This is a genomic window from Sedimentitalea sp. XS_ASV28 (genome assembly GCF_041224545.1).
GTDB lineage: Bacteria > Pseudomonadota > Alphaproteobacteria > Rhodobacterales > Rhodobacteraceae > Sedimentitalea.
Genome location: NZ_JBGFGP010000126.1, coordinates 61,716 through 83,235 on the forward strand (window position 1 = coordinate 61,716; position 21,520 = coordinate 83,235).

The following is a 21,520-nucleotide window of genomic DNA, read 5'->3' on the forward strand; positions in this document are numbered from 1 at the left end:
CCTGCTATAACCTAAAGCCAGTAGAGGTTCAACTGGAATTCGGCAGCGGCGCCGAATTGCCGCAACGGCGCGAAGTCGGGCTTGAGGCGAGCGGCACAACACGCCATATTCTACAGTGACTGTAGATTTTGAGGTTGCTATGCTGACGATCGGAACTTTGGCACGCCGAACCGGAACCAAGGTGCAGACCATACGCTATTATGAGCAGATAGGACTCATGCCCGAACCGGGGCGCACCGCGGGCGGACAGCGCCGCTACGGCGAGGCAGAGCTCGATCGGCTGGCCTTTATCCGCCACGCCCGCCAGCTTGGGTTCACGCTGGAGGCGATCCGGGAGCTTCTCGACCTTTCGGATAATCCCGAAAAATCCTGCGATGAGGCCGACCAGATCGCCCGCCGGCAACTCCGGCAGGTCGAACTGCGAATGGCGCGCCTTGAGGCGCTGCGCACCGAACTGAAACGCATGGTCCACGAGTGCAGCGGCGGCAACACCGCGGATTGCCGGGTGCTGGAAGTTCTACGCGACCACTCCGAATGCCTGACCGATCACGACGAGATCGGCGCATAGAGGTTTGGCAGGTTTGCTCCGAAGGCCGAACCCCGGCTCAGCCCGATCCCGCATTTATTCATCGGTTGCTGAGGATTGCGTGGCGTGGAACCTGTACTGCAGACACGCGGGAGGCTGCAGGCCCGGCCGGAAAGGACGACGAATATCCAGGAATGCTCGGAGAAGGCTAGACGTTAGGCTCGTTTCCTCCGGAATTGCATCCGACCACTATATGAGATGAACGAAAGCCGGGTATAATTCGCTGCGGGCCAATAAATGGAGGAGTGGACTGACAATTCAGGTATTTCGTTTGATTGGTCGTGGTGTCGGCGAACGTCGTGCACATTGGCGCAAAGCGCTAGGATCTGACACTCGGCCCGGCAAATGGAATGGCAGGTAGGTCCGCATCTTCCCAGTTCGTGCACAGTGCAGCGAACGTCGGCTCATCCCGATCCGCCCTGGCGGTCCGCAGGTAACATCGAGTAGCTCTATCGGTTAAACGCTAGCGCCTTCCCAATCGGCTCAGCCGCGCAAGCTGCGCCAGCATCTGAGCACCGGTACCCGTCGAGCCCGATCCCGCATTGGCGGGCGCATTTTGGTTCATGCCCTGCCTTTGGGGCATGGACTGCACGCCGAAGAACTGGCGGGCGCGGAGCGCCGCGTATTCGGCCCCGCTGGCCCCACCAATGAGGTAGCGATTGTAGGCTTGTTGGCCTCCTCCGAGCGCTCTGCCGAATCCGTATGCCCCTCCAAGCCCGGCCGAGAGCGCCGGCATCATGATGTTCCCGGATATCGCGCGGACTATGAATGGCGTGGCGACGATGAACCCCTTCGCCATGAGAACCATCATGAAAAATGGGATTAGCGCCCCGATATTCGAGGCCCCCTCCGGATCGCCGAGCTCGCCAATAAGCGCGGAAGAAACGCCGGTGATCGTCGCGAACACACCCGCGACGACAATCGGATACATCGCGAATGACACGAGCGCCGAAAGCCAACGCGCGAAATAGTCTTTCGTTACCTCGAAGAGCGTGAGGAAGATCATGATCGGCGCAATTCCAATCAGCAGCGCGATCATCAGCCGCGATGCCACCAGGATGAAAGCAGCTAGCCCGCCCAGGATCGAGAGCAGCAGAACACCGAGCACGTCCAAGAGCGCCCCTGCCATCCAGTTCAGCTCCGAACCAGCGGCGTTGAGGTATTCGCCGAGCTCGGCGATAAGGCGGTCGAATTCCTCGGCAAAGGTGCCGGACGGACCGGGTGTGCCGCCGCCGACGGAGGCGACCAGCGATCCGGCGATGCTGTCAATCCCGTTCAGGACGGCCGACGAGAAGGCGTTGAATTGGACCCAGTTCGTCGCGAATATTCCTATGAGCCCGATTTTGACCGCAAGCCAGAAGGCCGTTCGACCGTCCATGGCTCGATATTGGTAGATCATGTTGATGAAGACGAGCGCGACAACAAGGGTCGTGCCAAGCACCAGGATCGTACCGGCCGTCGCTGCAACGGCGCCGAATTGCGTCTCTGCGGCCGCGTCGAGGTAGCCTTGCGAGGTTTCGACGAAATACGTAACGACGCTCATGCCTTGCTTGCCCTACCAATTGCCCTCGGCTTCGCAGACGGCCTTGGCCTCGGGTCTCAGGTCGTTGGCCCGCCGGTTGTAGGCATCCGAGGCTTCGAGCATTTCCCAGCGTTCGGCGGCGGCGAAACGCTCGCGGAACTCGGTCTCCGCCTCGACCCAAGACGGGAATCGGGTTTCACAGGGGCAGGATCCGGAAGCGACAATCCGTTCCAGATTCCGAGCCCGATAGATGTCCTGGACCAGCACGCGTTTATAGGCTCCGCGAACACCGATCTCCTGCATCCAATCCGGTTCTACCGGACGATCGACGCAGGCATCTGGTTCACTGTCGAGAGAGGGCACGAAATTACGTTCAGCGGCGGCTGGTGATCCAGCGCTGGCCAACACAGCCATGAGAATGACCGACCTCATGCGTCCCTCTCGTCTACGAGACGTGTCTCACGCTTGAGAAACGCTGTGTGACCGATATGCGCAAACTCGGACGTACTGACCGAGACAACCTCCCAGCCATCTTGGCCGCGGGCGTTCAAGTCCTCCTGCATGGTGATGAGGCTGGTCTTCTTGTCCATCGGATAGGACAGAATCTGATACTCAAACTGCTTCATGGGCTATGCCTCCGATTAGTTCGGTTCCGGGGAGATAGAACTCGGTGATGCCGCGCGCACCGTCCTCGCGGCCGGCCTGGATGATCACGTCGATGGAGCTCTCGATGTACTGCACCATGTCCTGGTAGGTCATGGGGATCTCGGTCTTGAGTGCCGCGATGGCGAGCCTCTGAACCGCCAGCTGCGGTGTTTCTGCATGGAGCGTGGTCATCGAGCCGCCATGACCGGTGTTGATGGCTTCGAGGAAGGTCATGGCCTCCTTGCCACGCACTTCGCCGAGGATGATCCGGTCGGGGCGCATGCGGAGCGTCGCGGTCAGGAGCACGTCCGCGGTCTGGAACTCCGCGTCACGGTTAGCGATGAGGGTCACGGCGTTCAGTTGGGTGGGCAGCAGCTCCGCCGCTTCCTCGATGGTCACGATCCGCTCTTCATTGGGAACGTAGGAGAGGATCTTGCGGGCGGCGACGGTCTTGCCGGTCGAGGTGCCGCCGGAGACGATCATGTTGAGCTTGTTCTCGACGCAGAAGCGGATGGCGTCATAGATCGCCCCAGAGGCGACCACCTCGCGCAACGCGCGGTTCTTTTCCTGCCGCAGCTCCTCGAGTTTGCGTTCCTTGCCGTAGAGAAAGCTGAGTTCGATCTCCTCGAGTGGCAGGCTCGAGAAGAAGCGCAGCGAGATCGACATGCCTGATAGTACGGCCGGCGGGGTCACGACCTGGGCGCGGATCGGCCTGTCGCGATAGGTGATCGAGACGGATACGATCGGTTTGTCCTTGCTCATCGTGGTGTTGGCGCTGGAGGCGATCTGGTTGCCGAGATCGCGGACCTCGGTGACGGACAGGCGCTGATCCAGCACCCGCATGAAATGGTCGCCCTGGAACTCGCCCCAACAGGAGCCGTCCGGGTTGATACAGATCTCGATCACATCGTCGCGGGCGGCGTCCTTCAGCTTGTCGAGCGAGGCCTGAAGATAACTCGGCGTCATGGCTCAGAATATCTCCAGATCGCGGTCGACCATCACGGTCACGCGCGCGCCCTGGTCGACATAGATCACCGGGCCAATCGAGAGGTATTCTCCGATGACGCTGTCTGTGGCGTCCGCAAGATCGTCGCCAACGTCTTCGAGGACATTTGCGGTCGCGTCGTCATTCACCTCCGATGCCGCCACACTTGGCGCGGCGGAGATGATCGAGATGAGGGCGGCGGAGCCAAAGCGTTCGTCGAACCGCGTGTCGACGAAGCCGGTGACGCCGGAGCGACCCAGCTGATCCCCGCCAAACGAACTGATCCGGATTGTCTGATCGGACGGCAGGATAATCCGGTCCCAGGCGATGGTGACACGGCGCTGCGCGATCTCGATGCCCGACCGATATCGACCAATGAGGCGCGAACCCCGTGGGATCAACAGCCGTGTCCCATCATAGCTGAAGACATCCTCGGAAATGATCGCGCGGGTTTGGCCGGGTAGGGAGCTGTCGAGCGCGGTCTCCATCACGGCCTGGATCATAGTCCCTTGGATGACCGTGTTCGACGGGTTCGCGATCACCTCGGCTTGGGTCACGACACTCGGCAGCGCGCCGTTCAGCACGAAATCCGTCACGTCGCCAAAGCTGCGTTCCGTGAGTTCGGTGGCATTCGGATTGGCGCCAGCCGTGCCCCCAAAGGCGATGACGGGGGACGTGATGCGGCGCTCCTGGAAGGCGCGCTCCTCTCCGGCGCGGCGCTGCAGTTCCGCCAGGCGGCGGGCCTCTTCTTCGCGCCGCAAGCGTTCTGCCTCCCGGGCGCGCAATTCGTCCTCGGTTGGACCGAGCGGCGCTGGCGTTGGCGCATTGGCTTCCAACTGAGCCAGATCCAAATCCATGCGCAACTGCTGCAGCTCCCGATCCCGTGCCGCGAGCTCGTCCTGGAATTGTTGCTGCGCGCTTTCCGAGGCGTCTTGCAGGGCGGCGATCTGCGCCGTCAACGCGTCGATGGCTTCCGCCGCGGCTGTATCTTCAGTTACGACCGGCTCCGGAGCATTCCGGAGTTCCTCGATCTGCGCTTGGAGCGCTTCGAGCTGCGCCAGAAGTTCCGCGTTCGGCTCGGCCGCCTCTTGGGCGACGACCACGACCTCGGGTTCCGGTGCAGGGGGCGGCACGAAGGGTTCGATCTCGCCGAACCCGTCACCCTCGGTCTGAAATTCGTCTGGTGTTGCCGTCGGCAGGGCGACCTCTTCTTCGGGTTGCGAGAAGGCGTAGAGCGCAGCACCGCCGGCGAGGATCAGGGCTGCGACCATGAGCGCGAGCAGCGGCGAGCGACGTTGCGGGGCAGCGCCCTGCCGAGGGCCGCTTTGCTCGAGAGCGGCCAGGCGTTTTTCGAGTTCGGCGTTGTCGCTCATGACGACGCCTCCGCAGGCGGTGTCACGGAAATGCAGACGACCTCGTCGCCGAGCCGGAGTACCCATTGCCGGTTCACGCCCGAGACGCGGATGACACCGTCCTTGACGGCGCCCGTGTTCACCGTGCGCTCGCGTCCGTTGGCATAGCGGAAGATGGCCGGGATCGGGGCGTTCCGCGGGAATGCGAAATAGGTAAACGTCCCATCGTCCCAGACCCGCGTCGGGGTGAACTCGGTGTCCGCGCTGGCGCCGTAGTTGTAGTTCGGGGTGGCCCGCGCGATCGCGTTTGCGGAGCGGCGTTTGTCGTCCGGATAGCGAAACTGCACCACATAGAAGGTCGGGCTCGCGACTTCCGTGACGTTGAAATAATAGCTTCGCCGATTGGTATAGACGGTCACATTGGTATGCACGCCGCGCGCAATAGGCTTGATGGCAAAGGCGCGGCCACCGGGTACACCATCGATTTCGAAGCCTTCGGTGTCGCCGGCAATGATCGAGCGGATGCTTTCGCCTGTCCCAAACTCGACGGTGGTGACATGGGTGAGCGAAACGCTCAGCCGATAGACCTGGCCGTCCCGATAGGTTGCGATCCGCACGCGGCTGTCATTGGCACCGCCACGTGGGATCGATTCGGCAGATGCTATGCCGGCTGAAAGAGCGAGACAAAAGAAGGCCACCAAATACCAATGCAATTCAATTCTCCAATCTGTCAGAGCGGATCGAGTATTCGACAACGGTGAAGCCGAAGGGGTTCGTCCAGACCTGGTCGATGGAGCGGCTTTCCTCCGGGCGGAACTTGAACAGGAGCGTGGCGGTGAAGAGGCCCGCCTGAACCCCATTGATCGACGTCAGGCGTTTACGGAGGCGCACGGTCGCCCGGTTGTTGCCGATCCGGTTGATGCTGAGGATCTCGACGTCGAGCCGCGCGTTCGGCCCGTAGATTGTCGGCGGATATTCGGTGTTGGCGCTGTTCCAGATTTGCCGCAGTGACGCTTCCGCGGCACCATCAGACCGCCGCAGGACACTGCGGATGCGCACGTCATTGTCGAGCTGGTTGTAGACCTCGCGGTCGGTCACGTAGCGGAAGACCTCCGCCTCGATGATCGCCTGGTTTTCGGTGACCGTGGTGGCACCAACAGAGGCTTCGGGCAGCGCGAAACCTGTTTCCGGATCGTATGGCACCACGACTGGCGGCGGATCGACATCGAGGATCGCGACGGCGACGGCGCCGAGGCAGCCGAGGATACCGAAGATCAGGCCCATCAGCCCGAGGCGCTGCCAGAGCCTTTCCCGACGCAGCGCGCCGTAGACAAGTTCTTCCTCAATGATTTGTGCTTCAGAATCCAAGGCCTGTGATCCTTACTCGGCGCGAAGGTCGGGGAGGGTGAACTCCATGAAGCGCTGTTCTTCGGCGATGGTGGCCGCATCGATGACGCCGCCTGTGCCGTCGCCGACGGTCTGCACCGCTTCGAGCTGCCACATGGCGACAAGCGCGATGGCCAGTTCCGCCGTCACGCGGGTGTTGAGATCGACGCTTTCCTTGAGCTCATCCATGTCGTCGATCAGGCCGACGAGCCGTTCGACGCGCTCGAGGCTCTGCCCGGCATCGTCGTAGCTGTTCTGCGCCGCGGCCGAGACGAGCGCACCGGTCGTGGCCTGCGTCGCTATGCGCTCGGCGCCCGGGTTTCCGCTCCGGGCCATTTCGCTCAGCGTATCCTCGTCGAAGCCGAGATCGGCCAGCACCCGGTCCATCTGGGTTTCGATCTCGCTGGCACCTGAGCCGGTCAGCCCGGAGAAATCGCCGGTGCGGATCGCGCGGATCGTGGCCTGGATGTCGCCGAATTCCTGATCGAGAAGACCGTTCAGCTCCGCTTCCATCTGGGTCCGGATTATTTCGGGGAGTTCGGCAAGACGCGTGAGCGCCTCATAGGTCCGCTGCAACTCGGCGAGCTGTTCCGTGAGTGTGGCCATTTGCTGGCGGAGTTGCATCAGCTGCTCGTTCTGCAGGATTTCGTCTTCGATCATCTGCCGGAGCTGCTGGATGTTCTGGGCGATGTTCTGGGTGTCGACGACCGGCACGCCCTGGGCATGGGCCGTGGTGCCGGCGACGAACGGGCTGGCGAGCGCGAGCGCACTGACAACGGCGGTTGAACGCATCCATCTCGAGGGGACAAAGGTGCGGGGCATCAATCCAAATTCTCCAATGTGAAGTCCATGAACTTCGCCTCGGCCATGCGGGCGGCGGCCTGGGCGAGCTGTTTGGCGCTAAGCGGCTGCGTCCTTGCGGCCTTCAGGCGGATACGCGCGGCCATGAGGCGAACGAGTTCGGCGCGGGCATAGGTGTTGAGCGCCAGGCTCTCCTGGACGTCCTCGGTGGTCCCGATCCGGGTGACGATGTCCCGGATGCGGAGCGCCGCCTGCCGGATCGCGGCCGGTGCGTTGCTGCCGTAGAAGGCTGCACCGTGGCCCGTGAGCGAGAGATGGGCGTTGGACAGGAGCGCCGGATCGATCGTACCGATCGCTTCGATGCCGCCGATCCGGGTGAGGTAGAGGTTGTAGCGTTCGGGGATGACCTGGACGTAGTGCTGGGTCTCGGCGAAGGGTGGCACGCCGCCATATTCGAAGACACGGCCCGGACCCGCGTTATAGGCCGCAAGCGCGTTGATGATATTGCCGTCGAAGGTGCCCAATTGTGCCGCGAGATAGCGCGCGCCGCCTTCGACCTGCAGATATGGGCTGTCATAATAGTCCGGGTTGATGCCGAGATCGCTGGCGGTGCCGGGCATGATCTGGGTGAGACCGAACGCACCGACAGGCGAGCGCGCACCGATTGAAAACCGGCTCTCCTGCCAGATGAGGGCCTGCAGGAGCGCGCGCCACTGCACGACCGAAAGACCGGCGCGCCCGACCCCGGGCCGGCCGTGGGTTTCCCGGGCGACCCGGATGATCAGCTGCTCGATACCTTCCGCCGCATCCCCGAACATCTGCGCGCCGCCGGGATTGGGATCGATGTCGCCCGAGCCGTAGACGGCGAAGGCAGATCGGTCCGGATCGCCGCTGCCGCTTTCCAGGTTTGAGACCATGCCCGGCAAGCCTTGGCCGCCGAAACTGGTCTGCGCGTCGAGGATGTTTCGAAGGACCGCGAGCTGTTCCTGTTCGATCTGGGTCAGCATCTCTTCAACGGTCAGTTTCTCGCGCTGAACGGCGAGATCTGCCTCGCGGTCTCCGGTCTCGACGATATCACGCGCGGTCAGCCCGCTGTCATTGACCGGGACACCTTGAGCGAGGACGGCGGCGGGCAGCAGAGACGCCACCAGGATATGAACGATCCTAGACCTCAATGCCGCCCTCCGGCGCGCCGAGTGGCGTGAAGATGCAGTCTGGCTCGCCGGAGGTTACCGAAGCACGGAAGGCAAAACAGTTGGCTTCCGGCTCCTGATACTGCGCACAGGAGGCCAGAGCCCCGAGCGCGGCAATGAGGAAGAGAATGCGGGTCATGAAAGTCTCCAGAAATCCGGGCGGTCGCGGTAATCGGTGCCGACGAGTGCCTCGCCTTTCTCCATGCCGCCGAGGATGGTGAGGTAGGGGCCGAGGGTTGAGAGATCGGCATCGACGACCACGGAGCCGGTATCGTCGCGGATGAGAGCAAGCCGGCTGTCGCTGCCGGTGTTCAGCAGCACGTCGAGTTCCTTCTCGAAGAGGTTGAGCATCGCGTAATCCGAGGCATGCGCCCGGATGTTCGGTAGCAGGATCTGCGTCGGCACCGCCTCGACGATGGTCTTGCCGGTGCGCGTGCGTTCGAGTTGGCTGGCGTATTGCGTCATCATTACCGCGACGGTGTTCTGCTTCCGGGCGGTCACGAGCCAGTTCGACAGCCGTTCCGCGAAATACGCGTTGTCGAGCGCCTTCCAGGCCTCGTCGATAACGATGATTGTCGGGCGCCGATCCTCGATCTCGCGCTCGACGCGGCGGAAGAGATATGAGAGCACCGCCATGCGCTCCTTTTCGCTCTCGCTGTCGAGAATGCCAGTGAGGTCGAAGCCCACGACATCGCCTTCGAGCGAGAACGTGTCTTCGAGGCTCTGGCCGAAGATCCAGCCGTAGCGGCCGTCCTCGGTCCATTCGAGGAGCCGCTGGTGCAGATCGCCGTTGTCGTCGGTGGAGACGAAGAGAGAGGCGAAATCCTTCCAGTTCCGCAAGGCCGGGTCGGCGGCGGTTGCGTTCTGCCGGACCACCTCCTGGATGCGGTTGGTCTGGGCCGGGGTCAGCGGCTTGTCGGAGCGGTGGAGGAGCGAGGCGAGCCAGTCCGAAAGCCAGGCGGTGCCGCGCGCGTCGATCTCGGTCCAGAGCGGGTTAAGGCCCGTCGGTTGGCCCGCCTTGATCGAGGCATAGCGCCCACCATTGGCGCGCACCGCCATCTCCATGCCAAGCCGATAGTCGAAGACGAAGATCCGCGCGCCCACACGCCGGGCTTGCGTCATCAGGAAGGCCGAGAGCACGGATTTGCCGGAGCCGGGACGGCCGAGGATCAAGGTATGCCCGCTGGTCGGTTCTTTTTCCGGCGATCCCTGCTCGTGGTAGGAGAAGCAATAGGCGCTCTGTTCCGGCGTCGGGAAGAGGGTGATCTCCTGGCCCCAGGGCAGCTGGTGTTTGTCCTTGCCGAGCTGCGTGCGATGCAGCGCCGCGAAATCCGCGAAGTTGCGGTTGGTGACGGCGCTGGCCCGGACCCGTTTCGGCTGGTTGCCCGGATGCTGGCTGAAATAATGCGTCTTCGCCGCCGCGCGTTCGCCGATCATCTTCACGCCCTCGGCGGCGGCTGCGTTGACGATCTCGGCTCCGAGAGTCTGGAGCTCGTCGAGGCTGTCGCAAAAAACCGTCACGACCATGTGGTGTTCGCCGAAGCTCTGGCGCTTGGCCTCAAGATCGTCATGCGCGATGTCGAGCGCTTCGAGGAGCGAAAGCGCCGCATCCTGCGAGGCCTGCATCTGGCGTTTCTGACGCTTGATCCGGCCCGCCATCAGGTTCGAATTTATCGGCGTGAACGAATGGGTGACGATCATGTCGACGGGCAGGTTCAGCATGTCGAACATGGTGCAGGTCGTGGCCTCAGAGTATTCGCCGATGGTGAAGCTCTTGCCGAAACGGTGACCTACAACGCCGTCCGACAGCTCGAAATGGTCCTCAAGGAAGGTCACGCGGGTATTGGCGACATTGTAGGCGAGGAACCCGTAGCGGTTCGCGGGATAGAGCGGCAGTTCGCGCCCGGTGTTGAGCGCGCCCAGGAATCCGACAAGCTCGCCGGAATTCGCCGACAGAACACGCGGCTTGAGATCGGCCAGGCCGGAGGTAAAGACGCCGACGGCTTCCTTGAGCCGCCTGACCCGTTTTTGGGTCTCCTCACGAAACCACTCTGGCGCGCTGCGGTTCATGAAGGCCAAAAAACCCTTCGGAGGCGGGCGGTGGATGATCGTGAGCGTCAGGGTCTTGTCCCGAAGGCCAGCCGAGGAAAGCTGTTCGCGCCAGGCGGCATCGACCGCCGCCGCGAAACCATCGCCCTGGACCGGCAGCAGGTCAGGGGTGATCGCTTTCGAGACCTTGTGGACGTAGTAGCTAAACTCGGGCCCGAGTTGCGCGATGATCCGCGCGAAGAGTGCCGTCACCTTGTCGAGATAGGTGTCATCGGTCGTGTAGCTGTTGACGCCGCTGAGGCGCACGCACTGGAAGAGCTCATTGATCCGCGTGCGGACCGTGTGATCGTCGACCAGGCTGACATAGGGCAGCATATGCGCGAGGCGTTTCTCGCGCGCATACCAGCCGGGCATAAGGGTGCGCTCATCGACCGTTTCGTCACGGGGCATAGCTGTCACCCCCGTGGATCGCCCGGTTCCGCGTGGGCGGGGTCTCCTGGAGCGCTGTCATCATGACGTCAATGAAGCGCGGGTCCCAATCCGCCGCCTTCCAGAGGATCGGATAGAGGATCGCCGCGACGCCGAGCACCACCATGTGCTGGATCCAGACGAAGAACAGCACCGAGCCGAAGAGCCAGACCATGGCATACATGATCGGCAGGCCAAGGAGTTTCGGCGGGCGGACGAGCCCTAAGAAGAGAGGCGATCGCTCGGCCAAAGTTCTGGCTCCTCAGGCCCCGAAGACGGCGGCAACGATGGTCGGTGCGGCGGCAACACCGGCGATGCCAACCAGCACCCAGAGCGCCTGGCGCAGGTCGATGATGTTGAAGAACCAGCTCAGAAAGATGCCGAGTACGGCCAGCGTGGCGATAACCACGCCGAGCGGGCCGGTCAGCGCGTCCACGATCCCCTGCAGCAGGCTTTGGATCGGGGAGAGGTCGATACTCTGCGCGAGCGCGGGCTCGGCAACGAGCGTCAGCAGTGTGACAAATGCGATTAGGAAATGTGTCGTCGGCTTCATGAATTCTTTCCTTCCAGCCGGTTGAAGACGGCCAGCACCCGCTGGACGTGATTTTGGGTTTCTCGATAGGGAGGGATGCCGCCGTGCTCGCGCACGGCCTTGGGTCCCGCGTTGTAAGCCGCAAGCGCGAGTCGGGCGTCGCCGAACTCCGCCAGCATCATCGCGAGGTAGCGCGCGGAGCCGTCGAGGTTTTGCCGCCAGTCATGCGGGTTGACGCCAAGGAGGGCCGCCGTGCCGGGCATCAGCTGTCCAAGGCCGATAGCGCCGGCATGGGAGACCGCGCGCGGATCATAGGCGCTCTCGATCTCGATATTGGCGCGATAGAGGTTCAGCCAGTCTGTGACGGTGATGTCCGCGGCGCGAAGACCGCGGTGACTTGCATAGCGCAGCGCAGTGTTTTCGATGGCAGATAGAATCTCCGGGCGAGGCGCGCGGACGGATGGGGCAACGGCGGCGATGCGCAGCTCTGGGGCCTGATCAGCATTATCACCAAAGATGCGAAGTCCGGATGCGGCAGAGCCTTGGCCAATGCCATCATTGTAATTGCGCGAGAAGTCTTGCTGCGCCTGGCTCGGCCGTAGCGACCCGTCGCTTTCCATCACCAGCACCATCTGTGCCAATGACGGCGATGTCAGAAAGGTGACGAGAAAGGCGCTAAGCCCCGAGGCGCGCCAGTTCCTCGCTGGAAAGCTTGTGCACCGTCCGCTTGCCTTCTTTGAGCGGGATATCGGCGTGTGAGAAGCCGATGCCCTGCAGGAAGGAGATGACGCCGGTGACGGTTTTGATTTCGCGGATCTTGATGTCGTTGCGAGAGGTCCGTGTTCGGGCCGTAACCAGAAGTTTCTCCAGCCCCTCGTCGCTGACGGCGCGCAGAATCCAGATGCCGTGCCAGTTCGGGCCTTTCTTGAAGGCATCCGTCTTGCAGACAACTTCGACGCGATAGCCGCTGGCGACCAGATCGCGGAATCTGGGTTCGGTGACCACATTCGGTGCTTCGTCTCTTAGGTCCATCACCCGGATCACGCTTCCTTCAAAGGCGGATGGCCGGGCACAGTTGATAATGCCCAGCACATACGAAAGTATATTATTAGCCGCAAGAGTATATTTCAGCTAATGCGGCTGTATGACGGTTACGCCAGCATTAGGCATGATGCATGGATTCATTCAAGGTTTCATGGGATTTTGGCAGCCTGAGGTTGCGCCGCTTTCGCGGCGCACTGGCTATATTCCTGCTCTTGATTCTGGCTGGCACCGCGTCCGCCGAATCGTGCCTGGCGCCGCCGCGGCCGTTCGTTCCGAGCGATTCTCAAGCCGTGCTGGAATATGCCGACATCATCCGTCGCGACTTTGAACTTTATATCCGCGACATCCAGAGCTACTTCCGCTGCCTCGAAGAGGAGCGCGCGCGGGCCTTCGAGGAAGCGCGGGAAGTCAGCGAGGAATATGGCCGCTTCCTGGGACTGGCAGAGCGTTAGGCTCTGGGCTTGAGAAGCTCCATCGGCTCGATGTCCAGTGCCTTTGCGATGGCTTCGATCATGTCGATTGAGGCCGCATGCTTCGCGTTTTCGATCTTGCCCATATAGCCACGATCGATGTTGGCCCGATGCGCGAGGTCCTCCTGGCTGATCTCGCGGGAACGGCGAGCCTCCTGAATATTCAGACCAAGTTGTTCTCGCAGTTTCATGCCATAGGCTGAGCCACGATGTAGAGTATTTAACCACGCAATATATTCTACATTCGTTCCGTAGACTCTTGTCTTCGGGGAAAAATTCTCTGAATTGGCGTGGAGCGCCATTTCAGGCGAGCGAAGAAGATCAAGTGCACGTGAGGGTTGGGTATGGATAGTACAAAGCTCAATTTATCAAATGCATACCCGCCACGCCGGATCGCATATTTAACATAAGTATCCTTATCGGACTCGGGAGTTAATCCGTGGGATAAGCGCCCAAAAGAGCCGAAAACCCAATCAGTCAATAATGGCCATTATGCCTTCGGGCAGTTCGGCCTACGGTCGATATATCTGGAGTGAATTAAACGGTGACACAGGTAAAGGAAGAAGCTGCGGCCATTGCCCGGCTGCTCGGACGTGACGGCGCGCGCGCCGTCGGATGGGTCTATCTTTGGAATACCGCGGAACTGTCGATCCTCTGGATTGAGCAGCGAGACACCGCCAATTTCATCGAGCCTTCGATTTGTTCTGAGACGCTGGCGAAGGCCAAACACGTGACACCCGTCGATGTGATCGACCTCCTCGAAGAGCTTTCCACCTCCGCACCGGATATTTCTGAGTAGTCGCCGTCGCATACCTCCGATGGTGTGCACTTGGCTATATTAGACGTGACAATAATATAGTAATGATGCAGGCTTTAGCGACTTTCGAATCCCCATGGACGTTCAGCCATGCCCAAAGCCCTTACCCGTTTCGTCGCACTTGTCATTGTAGCGGCGATGTCCCTCGTTGGGACGTCGGATCGCACGCAAGCGCAAACCTATCCGATTGATTGCGCGATCCTGCTCTGCCTTTCCGGCGGTTGGCCGGCATCCGTGCCGTGCTCGCGGGCCAGGGCCGAGTTCATCCGACGGATCACGCCCTGGCCAATCGAACCGCCGCTCCAAATCTGGCGCTGCCCTATGGGCGCGTCCTTCCAGCTTGACGACAGTGTCGACCGCGGCGGACGATTCTACGACGTTCTGTTCGATAGTTTGCGTCGTCCCCTGCCTCAAACATTTCCGGATGCACCGCTCCAAGCCGCCAGCATGCCTGTGCCCGCGGTTTTCCGCGGAACAGAAGCTGAGCCCGGTCAGGTACCGGGAGGATTGGCGCTTCGATTGGTTCAAAATCGCGCTGACATCGACATCAGCGGGCCGGAGTTCAATTTCGTGCGCTCGATCCGTGTCTATGACGTGCGCTACGCCCGGCAGCGCGAGTCCGACCGTGACGGCGACTGTAATCGGAGCGCGGTTGTCGTTCTTGGGACCTATGGGACACAAGGCGACTTTTCCTGGCAACGCTCGTCGCCCGGCGCCCTGCCCGAAGCCCATGTCGGGCTCGAGAGATATGGAGACCATTGTCCAAGCATCTATCACCGGTCGGTGTTCGTCGATTGGCGGGACTATGAGGGCAACTACGGCTTCGAACAGGTGAACTATTGAACGTCACGCACTCGTTCATCCGTCATCGCCATGGGATGGAAGAAGAGTGTTTTGGGGGCGCCCCCTGGCGGAGCGGCAGCTCTCATCGGCACGCCGATCGGAGCCCGAGGTCTCCGCCCATGCCGGTATCGGTCTTCGCCCTGTCGGCCTGGCGGTCGGTGTCATCGGTTTTGGGCGGTTAGACATTTGAATTTGCTGCGGAACGGATCGGATTGCAGGCGAACATGGCGATCTCTCGACCGTCTGCCCCGTAGACGATCATCGTCCTGCGGAGTCCCGACCGCCCGGCGCGCAGGCCGGATGACTTGGGAGTGTCTGAACCAGAGTCGAGCAACGATGTTGCAGCAAGTTTCAGACGAAATCGTGCCAGACTCGACAGCTGCCAAATATCTCTCCAACCTGACGACCAATAGGGATATGGCGCGCCGAACGCGACCGACGCGTCCAACACCCGCTTCAGTTTTCCACCGATTCGGTCTCGACCGGCAGGCCAGACACTTTCCATTCTGGGTAGCCCTCTTCCAGGCGCCGGGCGCTGAATCCCTTTTTCCTCAGTTCCGCGACGGCCTCGAAGGCAAGGACACAATAGGGGCCCCGGCAATAGGCGATAATCTCACTGCCTTCCGGTAGTTCACCGAGGCGTTTTTTCAGATCGCCGAGGGGTAGGTTCACTGCGCCGGGTATATGTCCGGCCTGAAATTCCTCCTGAGGCCGGACGTCGAGAACCGTGACTGCGCCATCATTGGCGCGCTCCAGCAGCTCCTTTCGCGATACGGCTTCGAGGCTGTCGCGCTCATTGAAAAAACCGGCGACGATGCGATCAACCTCAGCGATGTGCCGCTCGGCGGTGTGGCGTAGGGCGCCAAGGAGTTCAATAACGTCCTCTCCGGCGAGGCTGTAGAATACGTAGAGCCCGCGTTTTTCTGAGGCCACCAGGCCGGCGCGGCGAAGATGCAGCAGATGCTGCGACGTGTTGGCCAAGGTGAGCCCGGTCTCTTGCGCGAGGGAATCCACGCTGCGCTCGCCCTGGGCCAGCAACTCTAGAAGGTCGAGCCGGTTGGCCTGGCCCAGGGCTTTCGCGACTAGCGCGAATTGTTCGAGAAGCCTGTGTTTCGGGCTCACAGTCGCCATCAGGTCACCTCGCGGATGCAATTGCCTCATTATTCAATTGAATATACGCCGAATTCAATGCTTCTTCACACCTCCCGCACCGATGTCGCGGGAGCGAGAAAATTCTCAGTGGATGTCGGATATTGCAGGTACGGCGCTACCACACCCATTTGTGGCTCCGCGTTGCGCCGCGTCTCATTTTCCAAAGATAGTAACCCGAGAAAACCTTCTTGGCCCAGAGCCAGTGCCGACCGGTGCCGAACCGGGTCACGTTGCGCGGCGGGCGCGCTGGGTCGGCGACCATGTGGGCGCCGCGGTCGCCCATGTCCATGATGCATTCCACCATCAACTCGTGGGCCGTTTTGTCACCTCCCTGAATGTCGGCAGCGATGTTGCGCGCGGCGATCTTGGCCATCTGCTCGGTCATGTGCCCAGTCTTGGGAAAGTTGACCGGCACCGGCAGGTCTTCGACCGGCGGCATCGCAACCGCAACGCCGACGGCATAGATATTGTCAAAATCACGGTGCCGATAATGCTGGTCCACCGGGATGAAGCCCTTGGGATTGGCGAGGCCCTTGGCCTCAGCCACCGGCCGGACCCCGGCTAGGGGCGGGATGACAAGGGAGAATCGAGATTCGAACGCCGTGCCATCGGCCAGTTCGACCGTGTCGCCGGTGATCTTCGCGACCGCGGCGGAGGTGTGATAGCGCACGTCGCGATCTTCCAACTCGGCCTCCAGAAACAGCCGGATCTTTCCGAAACCGCCGACACCAAAATGCCCAAGGAACGGTTCTGGCGTGACGAAGTTGATCGGCGCCTTGTGGCGCAGCGAGCGGCTTTTTAGCGCGTGGTGCGCCTCGAACATGAACTCATAGGCGGGACCGACACAGCTGGCCCCCGGCGCGCAACCGATGACTATTGGGCCGGGATCGGCCAGAAACGCGGCCCAGGACTTGCGGGCCTCTTCCGCCTCGGGCGGAGACATCAGCGAATGTCCGGGGCCATCGAAGGGGCCGAGTCCCGGCACGGCCTCATTGGCGCTGCGATGGCCGGTGGCAATCACAAGATAGTCGTAGTCGAGGGTCTCGGCCGCTGTTTCGACCTTCCGGCCAATGGGGTCGATTCTTGTCACCGCCGCATCGACGAAATTGATCCCCTTTCGGGCAAGTGGCCCTTCGAGATCGAAAGAAATATCTTCAACCGTCTTCGATCCCATGGCGACCCAGGGCAGCGAGGGGATAAAGGTGAACCTCCGCTCGCGCGAGATCAGGGTGATCTCGTGCTTGCCGCGCGGTAGCAGGCGCCTGAGGTCGTAGGCGGTGGTCAGGCCACCGAATGAACCGCCGATGATCACGATGTGCATTGATTGTTCCGTTTGTTTGAACCGCGTCGCGGTGTCTAGAAGACCAGCACCTTGTCGGCCTCGGCCGTCATCTCGGCGAGTTGAGGCATGGTGCCTCGTTCGGCGCCCGCAACCAGATCCCCGTCGCCGATCCCGCGCGCGTCCATACAGGTGCCGCACAGCACGACCTGCGCCTGCCGGGCAACACCCCTCACCATGCGCTCAAGATTGTAATAGCCGTTGGGAGTCTTTTGCCCGGTCTTGGCGCAGGCCACGGCGTCGGCCATGAGGAACACCGAAATGTCCGGCTTCGGCTCAGTCTTCGGCAGCGCCTGAATCAGCCGGAGCGCATTGAAGGACCGCTCGGTGCCGTACGGCGGATCGTTGAGGATGAACAGGTACTTCATGGCGCCGCTCCTTTTGCGGTTATTCATGATCATCGCGCCAGCCCCCAAGGCCGACGCCGCCTTATCGGGGTCGCAATCGGCAAGCAGGTTTTCGCTTTCCGGCCCGATTTTCTTCGTGGCTGAGGTTGACCGGGGATCGCAGGATAACTATTACTCAAGCGACCACTTGAATAATAGGATAGCAATGATCCCGTGTCAACATGCGGCCGCATCGGTTTCGACGCCGCCCGGACTGCAAGGGTCGGAATCGGCTTTGTGTAGGCTGCCTCGCCCGAAGTCTGAACATCCGCGCAGGTCTATCAGTTGCTGTCGCGACATTGCCGGCGGCCGACGCCCATTATGAGCGCCAAGTCGACAGTCCGCCTCGCCCTTGGGTTATTTCTTGGTGCTGCCATCGCGGCAGCGCTCACCTTTCGCTCAGAGCTGACGCCCACTGCGCTGGAAGCCCGGCTGGGAGCGTTCGGTGTTTGGGCCGCACTGGCCTTCATGATCGTCTATGCGATCGCCACCATCTTGTTCATGCCCGGATCGGTCTTCGCTCTGGCCGGCGGCGCCCTGTTCGGGCCGGTCCTGGGGGCCGTCTACAATCTGGGTGCTGCGACGGCCGGCGCCACGGTCGCCTTTCTCGTGGCGCGCTATCTCGCATCCGACTGGGTCGCGGAGAAAAGTGGGTCGCGGCTGAAACAGCTGCTCACAGGCGTCGAGGACGAGGGCTGGCGCTTTGTCGCCTTCGTCCGGCTGGTGCCGCTTTTTCCGTTCAACCTGCTCAACTATGCGCTGGGACTGACCCGCATCCGGCTGGTCCCCTATGTGCTGGCGACAGCCATCTGCATGATCCCCGGAGCGGCCGCCTATACCTATCTCGGGTATGCCGGCCGCGAGGCGGTGGCCGGCCGCGAGGGCGCGATTGAGAAAGGCTTGCTTGCCCTCGCGCTGCTGGCGATCGTGGTATTCCTTCCCCGTCTGATCAAGAGGTTGCGGAAGCCAGCTTCGCTCTCGGTTGGTGAACTGCGCCGCAGGTTAGACGGCGGCCAGGACATTCTGCTTCTCGATGTCCGCGACGAAGCGGATTTCAACGGCGCGCAGGGGCATGTACCGGAGGCGGTCAACATTCCGCTCCAGAAACTGCCCGGAAACCTGCCCGAACTGGAGGATCGCCGTGAACGCCCCGTGGCGGTGATGTGCTTCACCGACCGGAAATCGAAGGCCGCGCTCAAAGTGCTGAGTGCGAGCGGATTCACTGGTGCGTTGCTGGTCGATGGCGGCATGAAGGAATGGAACCGTCTTGGATATCCGGCCACGCGGCAAGAGGGGCAGTCAGAACGATGACCGGCGCGGCGCGGCGCGAACAACTTCTGAAAGGGCAGCCCATGTGTGAGCTTTTTGCGATGAGCGCGAGCAGACCGACGGACGTCAACCAGTCGCTCGCCCTGCTCCAACCGCGTGGCGGCGAGATCGGACCGCATGCCGATGGCTGGGGCGTCGCCTTTTACGAAGGCCGCGCGGCGCGCATTTTCAAGGAACCCGTTCCCGCCGCCGAAAGTCGGTGCCTCGCCTTCATAACCGAATACGACTTTCGCAGCACCAACGTGATCGCCCATATCAGAAAGGCGAATCCGGAGAAGATCGGCCGTGCCTCAGCGAACACGCATCCCTTCGAGCGTGAATTAGACGGCCGCTCATGGGTCTTTGCCCACAATGGAAAGCTGCCCGGGGTAAGCACGGCGCCGCCGCTGTCTTCAGGACGGTTCCAGCCTCTGGGCGATACCGATTCAGAGCATGCCTTCTGCCTGCTGCTGAACCGGATCGCCGAGTCCGGCCCTGGCCTGTCGGCGGGAGAACTCCTGACCACGATTACGCCGCTGATCAGCGACCTGGCCTCGCTTGGAGAGTTCAACTTCATGCTGAGCGACGGTGAGCATCTGATCGCCCACGCCCACACACACCTGCACAAGCTCCGGCGTAATTGCTGCGGCGGTGACGCGGCGCAGGAGATTGTACTCTTCGCGACCAAGCCGCTTACGGACGAACCGTGGCAGCCGCTTGAGCCTGGGTCGGTCCATGTCTTTGCCGAGGGCAAGGAGGTACATCCGAACGGATCCATACCGGCTTCTCACGCGGCCTGAAACCAACGAACCGAAATCCCATCACTGAAAGATCGGAGCACAGATGACTAATGTCACCATTCTCGGCACCGGATTTGCCGCGCTGACCGCTGCCCGCAAGCTGCGCGCTGCCGACAAGATGCTGGAAATCACGGTCGTCGCACCCGAGCCGAGGCTCGTCTACCTGCCCAGCCTGATCTGGCTGCCCTCGGGTCAGCGTAAACCCCACGATATCGTGGTACCGCTGGAGAGCTTTTTTCGCCGCCACAACATCCGCTACGTCCAGGCCGCGGCCGAGGGGCTGGGTGAAGGCGGGCGGCTGGTGAAGATCACAGATGGCGAGATCCGCAATGACGGGCTGATCATCGGCACCGGCGGCAAGTTCATCAAGAAGCTTCCGGGCATCGAACACGCGCTGACTCCTTGCGAGGGCGTCGCCCCGGTCATGGCATTCAAGGAGCGCCTGGAGCAGCTCGAGAGCGGCACACTGGCCTTCGGGTTCTCGGGCAACCCCAAGGAAGGTACCGCCATGCGCGGCGGGCCGATGTTCGAGTTTCTCTTCGGCACAGACGAACTGCTGCGCCGCCAGGGCCGGCGCGACCGCTTCAAGCTGGTCTTCTTCAGCCCCGCGCCTAAGCCCGGCATCCGGCTTGGTGAAAAGGCGCTGCCCCGGATCATGCGGCGCATGAAGGAACTGGGCATCGAGACCCATCTTGGCCACAAGATGGTGCGTTTCGAGCCGAACCTGGTGGTGACCGAAGGCGGCGAGTTCGATGCCGACCTCATCCTGTTCATGCCGGGAATTACCGGCAACCCCTGGTTCGACAACACCGATCTGCCGCGTTCTCCCGGCGGGCTGATCAAGGCCGATGACCATTGCCGCGTGCCCGGGTTCACCTGCACCTATGTCGCAGGCGACGCCGGCAGCTTTCCCGGCCCCGACTGGATGCCGAAACAGGCGCATATGGCCGACCTTCAGGCAACGGCCGCGGCGGCCAACCTGGTCGACGAACTGAAAGGAAAAACCCCAAGACGCACCTTCCGGGTCGAGCTGATGTGCGTGATCGACGACAACAAATCCGGCACTCTGGTTGCACGAACGCCGCGCTTCAATCTGGTTCTGCCGCGAATGGGACTCGCGCATCGATCAAAGGTATTTTTCGAGAGGATGTATCTGAGGCGTTACAGGTAAGGAAAGGAGGCCTTCTCCACCGACCCCACGATACTCTGGGTCAATTCCGGTATCCGAGCCGCCGGGCAGTGCGCGCCACAATGCGCAGCGCTTCTGCTGCACCATTCTCGGCGCCTTTCTCGAAATCTCCCTCTATCTGCCCCATCTGGTTTGTCACGTGGGCAAAACAGATGACCGATTTGCGCCGGGCTTCGGCAAACGCATAGAGCGCCGCGGCCTCCATTTCGACCGCGAGTAAACCCTCGGCCCGCATCGCCTCAATCGCTTCGTAGGTCTCACGAAAAGGCGCGTCCGTTGTCCAGGTGGGCCCCTGAAGGACCGGTTCTCCAAGATCTTCGAACGCCCCCTGCAGTCGCTCGATCAGGTGCCGAGGCGCCGCGCTATAGCGGGACGGCGGAAGGTAATGATAGCTGGTGCCTTCATCGCGCAGTGCCTGTTCGATCAGGACGAAATACGGCGGAGTGGAAACCTGTGCAATCTGGCCCGACGAAGTGACGCTGATCAGCAACTCGCAACGCGACGCAAACAGCTCCTGACCTGCCCCCCTTCGGTCCCTCGTTCATAACGAGAGTCTGCGGGTTTGATCTTGATAATCATGGGTTTCGGTTTGGGCAAGCGCGCCGGGCGCGGAGCCCTCAAATTGCTCAAGCGCTCGGCGCGCTTGCAGTGGC

27 protein-coding genes are annotated in these 21,520 nt (G+C 61.8%); 7 read left to right on the plus strand and 20 right to left on the minus strand.

Annotation, left to right across the window (positions count from 1 at the left end; translation table 11 throughout):
* Positions 1-139: 139 nt before the first annotated feature.
* Complete coding sequence (locus AB9K34_RS10635) at positions 140-568, plus strand: helix-turn-helix domain-containing protein (protein ID WP_369954401.1); 429 nt, start codon at positions 140-142, stop codon at positions 566-568.
* Between the two features lie 481 nt (positions 569-1,049).
* Here AB9K34_RS10635 and AB9K34_RS10640 read toward each other — a convergent pair whose 3' ends face one another.
* From AB9K34_RS10640 to AB9K34_RS10710, 15 genes are read right to left on the minus strand one after another with little or no spacing between them, the layout of a single operon-like run.
* Positions 1,050-2,129 carry a type IV secretion system protein gene (locus AB9K34_RS10640; protein WP_369954402.1) on the minus strand — a complete coding sequence of 360 codons (1,080 nt, stop codon included), beginning with the start codon at positions 2,127-2,129 and terminating at the stop codon, positions 1,050-1,052.
* A gap of 12 nt (positions 2,130-2,141) precedes the next feature.
* Positions 2,142-2,540 (minus strand): hypothetical protein, encoded by a 399-nt coding sequence (locus AB9K34_RS10645; RefSeq protein WP_369954403.1) that lies wholly within the window; start codon positions 2,538-2,540, stop codon positions 2,142-2,144.
* Positions 2,537-2,734, minus strand: a complete 198-nt coding sequence (locus tag AB9K34_RS10650) for a hypothetical protein (protein WP_369954404.1) — start codon at positions 2,732-2,734, stop codon at positions 2,537-2,539. The genes AB9K34_RS10645 and AB9K34_RS10650 overlap by 4 nt, the downstream gene beginning before the upstream one ends.
* Positions 2,721-3,719, minus strand: a complete 999-nt coding sequence (locus AB9K34_RS10655) for an ATPase, T2SS/T4P/T4SS family (protein WP_369954405.1) — start codon at positions 3,717-3,719, stop codon at positions 2,721-2,723. Before AB9K34_RS10655 ends, AB9K34_RS10650 begins: the two co-directional genes overlap by 14 nt.
* A gap of 3 nt (positions 3,720-3,722) precedes the next feature.
* Complete coding sequence (locus tag AB9K34_RS10660; RefSeq protein WP_369954406.1) at positions 3,723-5,111, minus strand: TrbI/VirB10 family protein; 1,389 nt, start codon at positions 5,109-5,111, stop codon at positions 3,723-3,725.
* On the minus strand, positions 5,108-5,803 hold the full coding sequence (locus AB9K34_RS10665; protein ID WP_369954407.1) for a TrbG/VirB9 family P-type conjugative transfer protein: 696 nt from the start codon (positions 5,801-5,803) through the stop codon (positions 5,108-5,110). The genes AB9K34_RS10660 and AB9K34_RS10665 overlap by 4 nt, the downstream gene beginning before the upstream one ends.
* A gap of 1 nt (position 5,804) precedes the next feature.
* On the minus strand, positions 5,805-6,458 hold the full coding sequence (locus tag AB9K34_RS10670) for a virB8 family protein (protein ID WP_369954408.1): 654 nt from the start codon (positions 6,456-6,458) through the stop codon (positions 5,805-5,807).
* Between the two features lie 12 nt (positions 6,459-6,470).
* On the minus strand, positions 6,471-7,268 hold the full coding sequence (locus AB9K34_RS10675) for a type IV secretion system protein (protein WP_369954425.1): 798 nt from the start codon (positions 7,266-7,268) through the stop codon (positions 6,471-6,473).
* A gap of 29 nt (positions 7,269-7,297) precedes the next feature.
* Positions 7,298-8,440, minus strand: a complete 1,143-nt coding sequence (locus AB9K34_RS10680; protein ID WP_369954426.1) for a lytic transglycosylase domain-containing protein — start codon at positions 8,438-8,440, stop codon at positions 7,298-7,300.
* A 1-nt stretch (position 8,441) separates the two neighbouring features.
* Positions 8,442-8,609 (minus strand): hypothetical protein, encoded by a 168-nt coding sequence (locus tag AB9K34_RS10685; RefSeq protein ID WP_369954409.1) that lies wholly within the window; start codon positions 8,607-8,609, stop codon positions 8,442-8,444.
* Entirely contained in the window at positions 8,606-10,969 is a 2,364-nt protein-coding gene (locus tag AB9K34_RS10690; protein WP_369954410.1) for a type IV secretion system protein B4, read from the minus strand. Before AB9K34_RS10690 ends, AB9K34_RS10685 begins: the two co-directional genes overlap by 4 nt.
* Entirely contained in the window at positions 10,959-11,237 is a 279-nt protein-coding gene (locus AB9K34_RS10695; RefSeq protein WP_369954411.1) for a type IV secretion system protein VirB3, read from the minus strand. Before AB9K34_RS10695 ends, AB9K34_RS10690 begins: the two co-directional genes overlap by 11 nt.
* A 12-nt stretch (positions 11,238-11,249) precedes the next feature.
* Entirely contained in the window at positions 11,250-11,540 is a 291-nt protein-coding gene (locus AB9K34_RS10700; protein ID WP_369954412.1) for a TrbC/VirB2 family protein, read from the minus strand.
* Entirely contained in the window at positions 11,537-12,151 is a 615-nt protein-coding gene (locus AB9K34_RS10705) for a lytic transglycosylase domain-containing protein (protein ID WP_369954427.1), read from the minus strand. The genes AB9K34_RS10700 and AB9K34_RS10705 overlap by 4 nt, the downstream gene beginning before the upstream one ends.
* Before the next feature lie 43 nt (positions 12,152-12,194).
* The gene (locus AB9K34_RS10710) at positions 12,195-12,551 is read right to left on the minus strand and encodes a hypothetical protein (RefSeq protein WP_369954428.1); all 357 of its coding nucleotides are present in this window, start codon (positions 12,549-12,551) and stop codon (positions 12,195-12,197) included.
* 143 nt (positions 12,552-12,694) lie between these two features.
* Between AB9K34_RS10710 and AB9K34_RS10715 the strand changes: the two genes are divergently transcribed.
* Positions 12,695-13,015, plus strand: coding sequence for a hypothetical protein (locus AB9K34_RS10715; RefSeq protein WP_369954413.1), 321 nt, complete (start codon positions 12,695-12,697; stop codon positions 13,013-13,015).
* Here the strand turns inward: AB9K34_RS10715 and AB9K34_RS10720 are convergent.
* Entirely contained in the window at positions 13,012-13,224 is a 213-nt protein-coding gene (locus AB9K34_RS10720) for a helix-turn-helix domain-containing protein (RefSeq protein ID WP_369954414.1), read from the minus strand. The two genes, AB9K34_RS10715 and AB9K34_RS10720, sit on opposite strands and share 4 nt — an antisense overlap.
* 353 nt (positions 13,225-13,577) lie before the next feature.
* Between AB9K34_RS10720 and AB9K34_RS10725 the strand changes: the two genes are divergently transcribed.
* Positions 13,578-13,832, plus strand: a complete 255-nt coding sequence (locus tag AB9K34_RS10725; RefSeq protein WP_369954415.1) for a hypothetical protein — start codon at positions 13,578-13,580, stop codon at positions 13,830-13,832.
* Between the two features lie 156 nt (positions 13,833-13,988).
* Positions 13,989-14,693 (plus strand): hypothetical protein, encoded by a 705-nt coding sequence (locus AB9K34_RS10730; protein WP_369954429.1) that lies wholly within the window; start codon positions 13,989-13,991, stop codon positions 14,691-14,693.
* 456 nt (positions 14,694-15,149) lie between these two features.
* Here AB9K34_RS10730 and AB9K34_RS10735 read toward each other — a convergent pair whose 3' ends face one another.
* The 3 genes from AB9K34_RS10735 to AB9K34_RS10745 all read right to left on the minus strand — a co-directional run bounded on the left by AB9K34_RS10735 (position 15,150) and on the right by AB9K34_RS10745 (position 17,552).
* A complete protein-coding gene (locus AB9K34_RS10735) occupies positions 15,150-15,824 on the minus strand; it encodes an ArsR/SmtB family transcription factor (RefSeq protein WP_369954416.1) in 675 nt (224 codons plus the stop codon).
* 136 nt (positions 15,825-15,960) lie between these two features.
* Positions 15,961-17,166: an NAD(P)/FAD-dependent oxidoreductase gene (locus AB9K34_RS10740; protein WP_369954417.1), complete on the minus strand. Its 1,206-nt coding sequence runs from the start codon at positions 17,164-17,166 to the stop codon at positions 15,961-15,963.
* A 35-nt stretch (positions 17,167-17,201) separates the two neighbouring features.
* Complete coding sequence (locus AB9K34_RS10745) at positions 17,202-17,552, minus strand: DsrE/DsrF/TusD sulfur relay family protein (RefSeq protein ID WP_369954418.1); 351 nt, start codon at positions 17,550-17,552, stop codon at positions 17,202-17,204.
* Between the two features lie 339 nt (positions 17,553-17,891).
* Here AB9K34_RS10745 and AB9K34_RS10750 point away from each other — a divergent pair, with 339 nt between their 5' ends.
* Genes AB9K34_RS10750 through AB9K34_RS10760 form a run of 3 tightly spaced genes read left to right on the plus strand, consistent with a single transcriptional unit; the run spans position 17,892 to position 20,849 of the window.
* Complete coding sequence (locus tag AB9K34_RS10750; RefSeq protein ID WP_369954419.1) at positions 17,892-18,881, plus strand: VTT domain-containing protein; 990 nt, start codon at positions 17,892-17,894, stop codon at positions 18,879-18,881.
* Positions 18,882-18,922: 41 nt separating this feature from the next.
* Entirely contained in the window at positions 18,923-19,678 is a 756-nt protein-coding gene (locus tag AB9K34_RS10755) for a class II glutamine amidotransferase (protein WP_369954420.1), read from the plus strand.
* Between the two features lie 43 nt (positions 19,679-19,721).
* Positions 19,722-20,849: an NAD(P)/FAD-dependent oxidoreductase gene (locus tag AB9K34_RS10760; RefSeq protein WP_369954421.1), complete on the plus strand. Its 1,128-nt coding sequence runs from the start codon at positions 19,722-19,724 to the stop codon at positions 20,847-20,849.
* Positions 20,850-20,889: 40 nt separating this feature from the next.
* Here AB9K34_RS10760 and AB9K34_RS10765 read toward each other — a convergent pair whose 3' ends face one another.
* Positions 20,890-21,378, minus strand: coding sequence for a hypothetical protein (locus AB9K34_RS10765; RefSeq protein WP_369954430.1), 489 nt, complete (start codon positions 21,376-21,378; stop codon positions 20,890-20,892).
* Positions 21,379-21,520: the final 142 nt, after the last annotated feature.

What these genes read in the sequence shown, in the direction of transcription:
- AB9K34_RS10635 (WP_369954401.1), top strand. Translation starts at nt 140, where the DNA reads ATGCTGACGATCGGAACTTTGGCACGCCGAACCGGAACCAAGGTGCAG.
- AB9K34_RS10640 (WP_369954402.1), bottom strand. Translation starts at nt 2,129, where the DNA reads ATGAGCGTCGTTACGTATTTCGTCGAAACCTCGCAAGGCTACCTCGAC.
- AB9K34_RS10645 (WP_369954403.1), bottom strand. Translation starts at nt 2,540, where the DNA reads ATGAGGTCGGTCATTCTCATGGCTGTGTTGGCCAGCGCTGGATCACCA.
- AB9K34_RS10650 (WP_369954404.1), bottom strand. Translation starts at nt 2,734, where the DNA reads ATGAAGCAGTTTGAGTATCAGATTCTGTCCTATCCGATGGACAAGAAG.
- AB9K34_RS10655 (WP_369954405.1), bottom strand. Translation starts at nt 3,719, where the DNA reads ATGACGCCGAGTTATCTTCAGGCCTCGCTCGACAAGCTGAAGGACGCC.
- AB9K34_RS10660 (WP_369954406.1), bottom strand. Translation starts at nt 5,111, where the DNA reads ATGAGCGACAACGCCGAACTCGAAAAACGCCTGGCCGCTCTCGAGCAA.
- AB9K34_RS10675 (WP_369954425.1), bottom strand. Translation starts at nt 7,268, where the DNA reads ATGCGTTCAACCGCCGTTGTCAGTGCGCTCGCGCTCGCCAGCCCGTTC.
- AB9K34_RS10685 (WP_369954409.1), bottom strand. Translation starts at nt 8,609, where the DNA reads ATGACCCGCATTCTCTTCCTCATTGCCGCGCTCGGGGCTCTGGCCTCC.
- AB9K34_RS10690 (WP_369954410.1), bottom strand. Translation starts at nt 10,969, where the DNA reads ATGCCCCGTGACGAAACGGTCGATGAGCGCACCCTTATGCCCGGCTGG.
- AB9K34_RS10700 (WP_369954412.1), bottom strand. Translation starts at nt 11,540, where the DNA reads ATGAAGCCGACGACACATTTCCTAATCGCATTTGTCACACTGCTGACG.
- AB9K34_RS10705 (WP_369954427.1), bottom strand. Translation starts at nt 12,151, where the DNA reads ATGGTGCTGGTGATGGAAAGCGACGGGTCGCTACGGCCGAGCCAGGCG.
- AB9K34_RS10710 (WP_369954428.1), bottom strand. Translation starts at nt 12,551, where the DNA reads ATGGACCTAAGAGACGAAGCACCGAATGTGGTCACCGAACCCAGATTC.
- AB9K34_RS10715 (WP_369954413.1), top strand. Translation starts at nt 12,695, where the DNA reads ATGGATTCATTCAAGGTTTCATGGGATTTTGGCAGCCTGAGGTTGCGC.
- AB9K34_RS10720 (WP_369954414.1), bottom strand. Translation starts at nt 13,224, where the DNA reads ATGAAACTGCGAGAACAACTTGGTCTGAATATTCAGGAGGCTCGCCGT.
- AB9K34_RS10730 (WP_369954429.1), top strand. Translation starts at nt 13,989, where the DNA reads ATGTCCCTCGTTGGGACGTCGGATCGCACGCAAGCGCAAACCTATCCG.
- AB9K34_RS10735 (WP_369954416.1), bottom strand. Translation starts at nt 15,824, where the DNA reads ATGGCGACTGTGAGCCCGAAACACAGGCTTCTCGAACAATTCGCGCTA.
- AB9K34_RS10740 (WP_369954417.1), bottom strand. Translation starts at nt 17,166, where the DNA reads ATGCACATCGTGATCATCGGCGGTTCATTCGGTGGCCTGACCACCGCC.
- AB9K34_RS10745 (WP_369954418.1), bottom strand. Translation starts at nt 17,552, where the DNA reads ATGAAGTACCTGTTCATCCTCAACGATCCGCCGTACGGCACCGAGCGG.
- AB9K34_RS10750 (WP_369954419.1), top strand. Translation starts at nt 17,892, where the DNA reads ATGAGCGCCAAGTCGACAGTCCGCCTCGCCCTTGGGTTATTTCTTGGT.
- AB9K34_RS10755 (WP_369954420.1), top strand. Translation starts at nt 18,923, where the DNA reads ATGTGTGAGCTTTTTGCGATGAGCGCGAGCAGACCGACGGACGTCAAC.
- AB9K34_RS10760 (WP_369954421.1), top strand. Translation starts at nt 19,722, where the DNA reads ATGACTAATGTCACCATTCTCGGCACCGGATTTGCCGCGCTGACCGCT.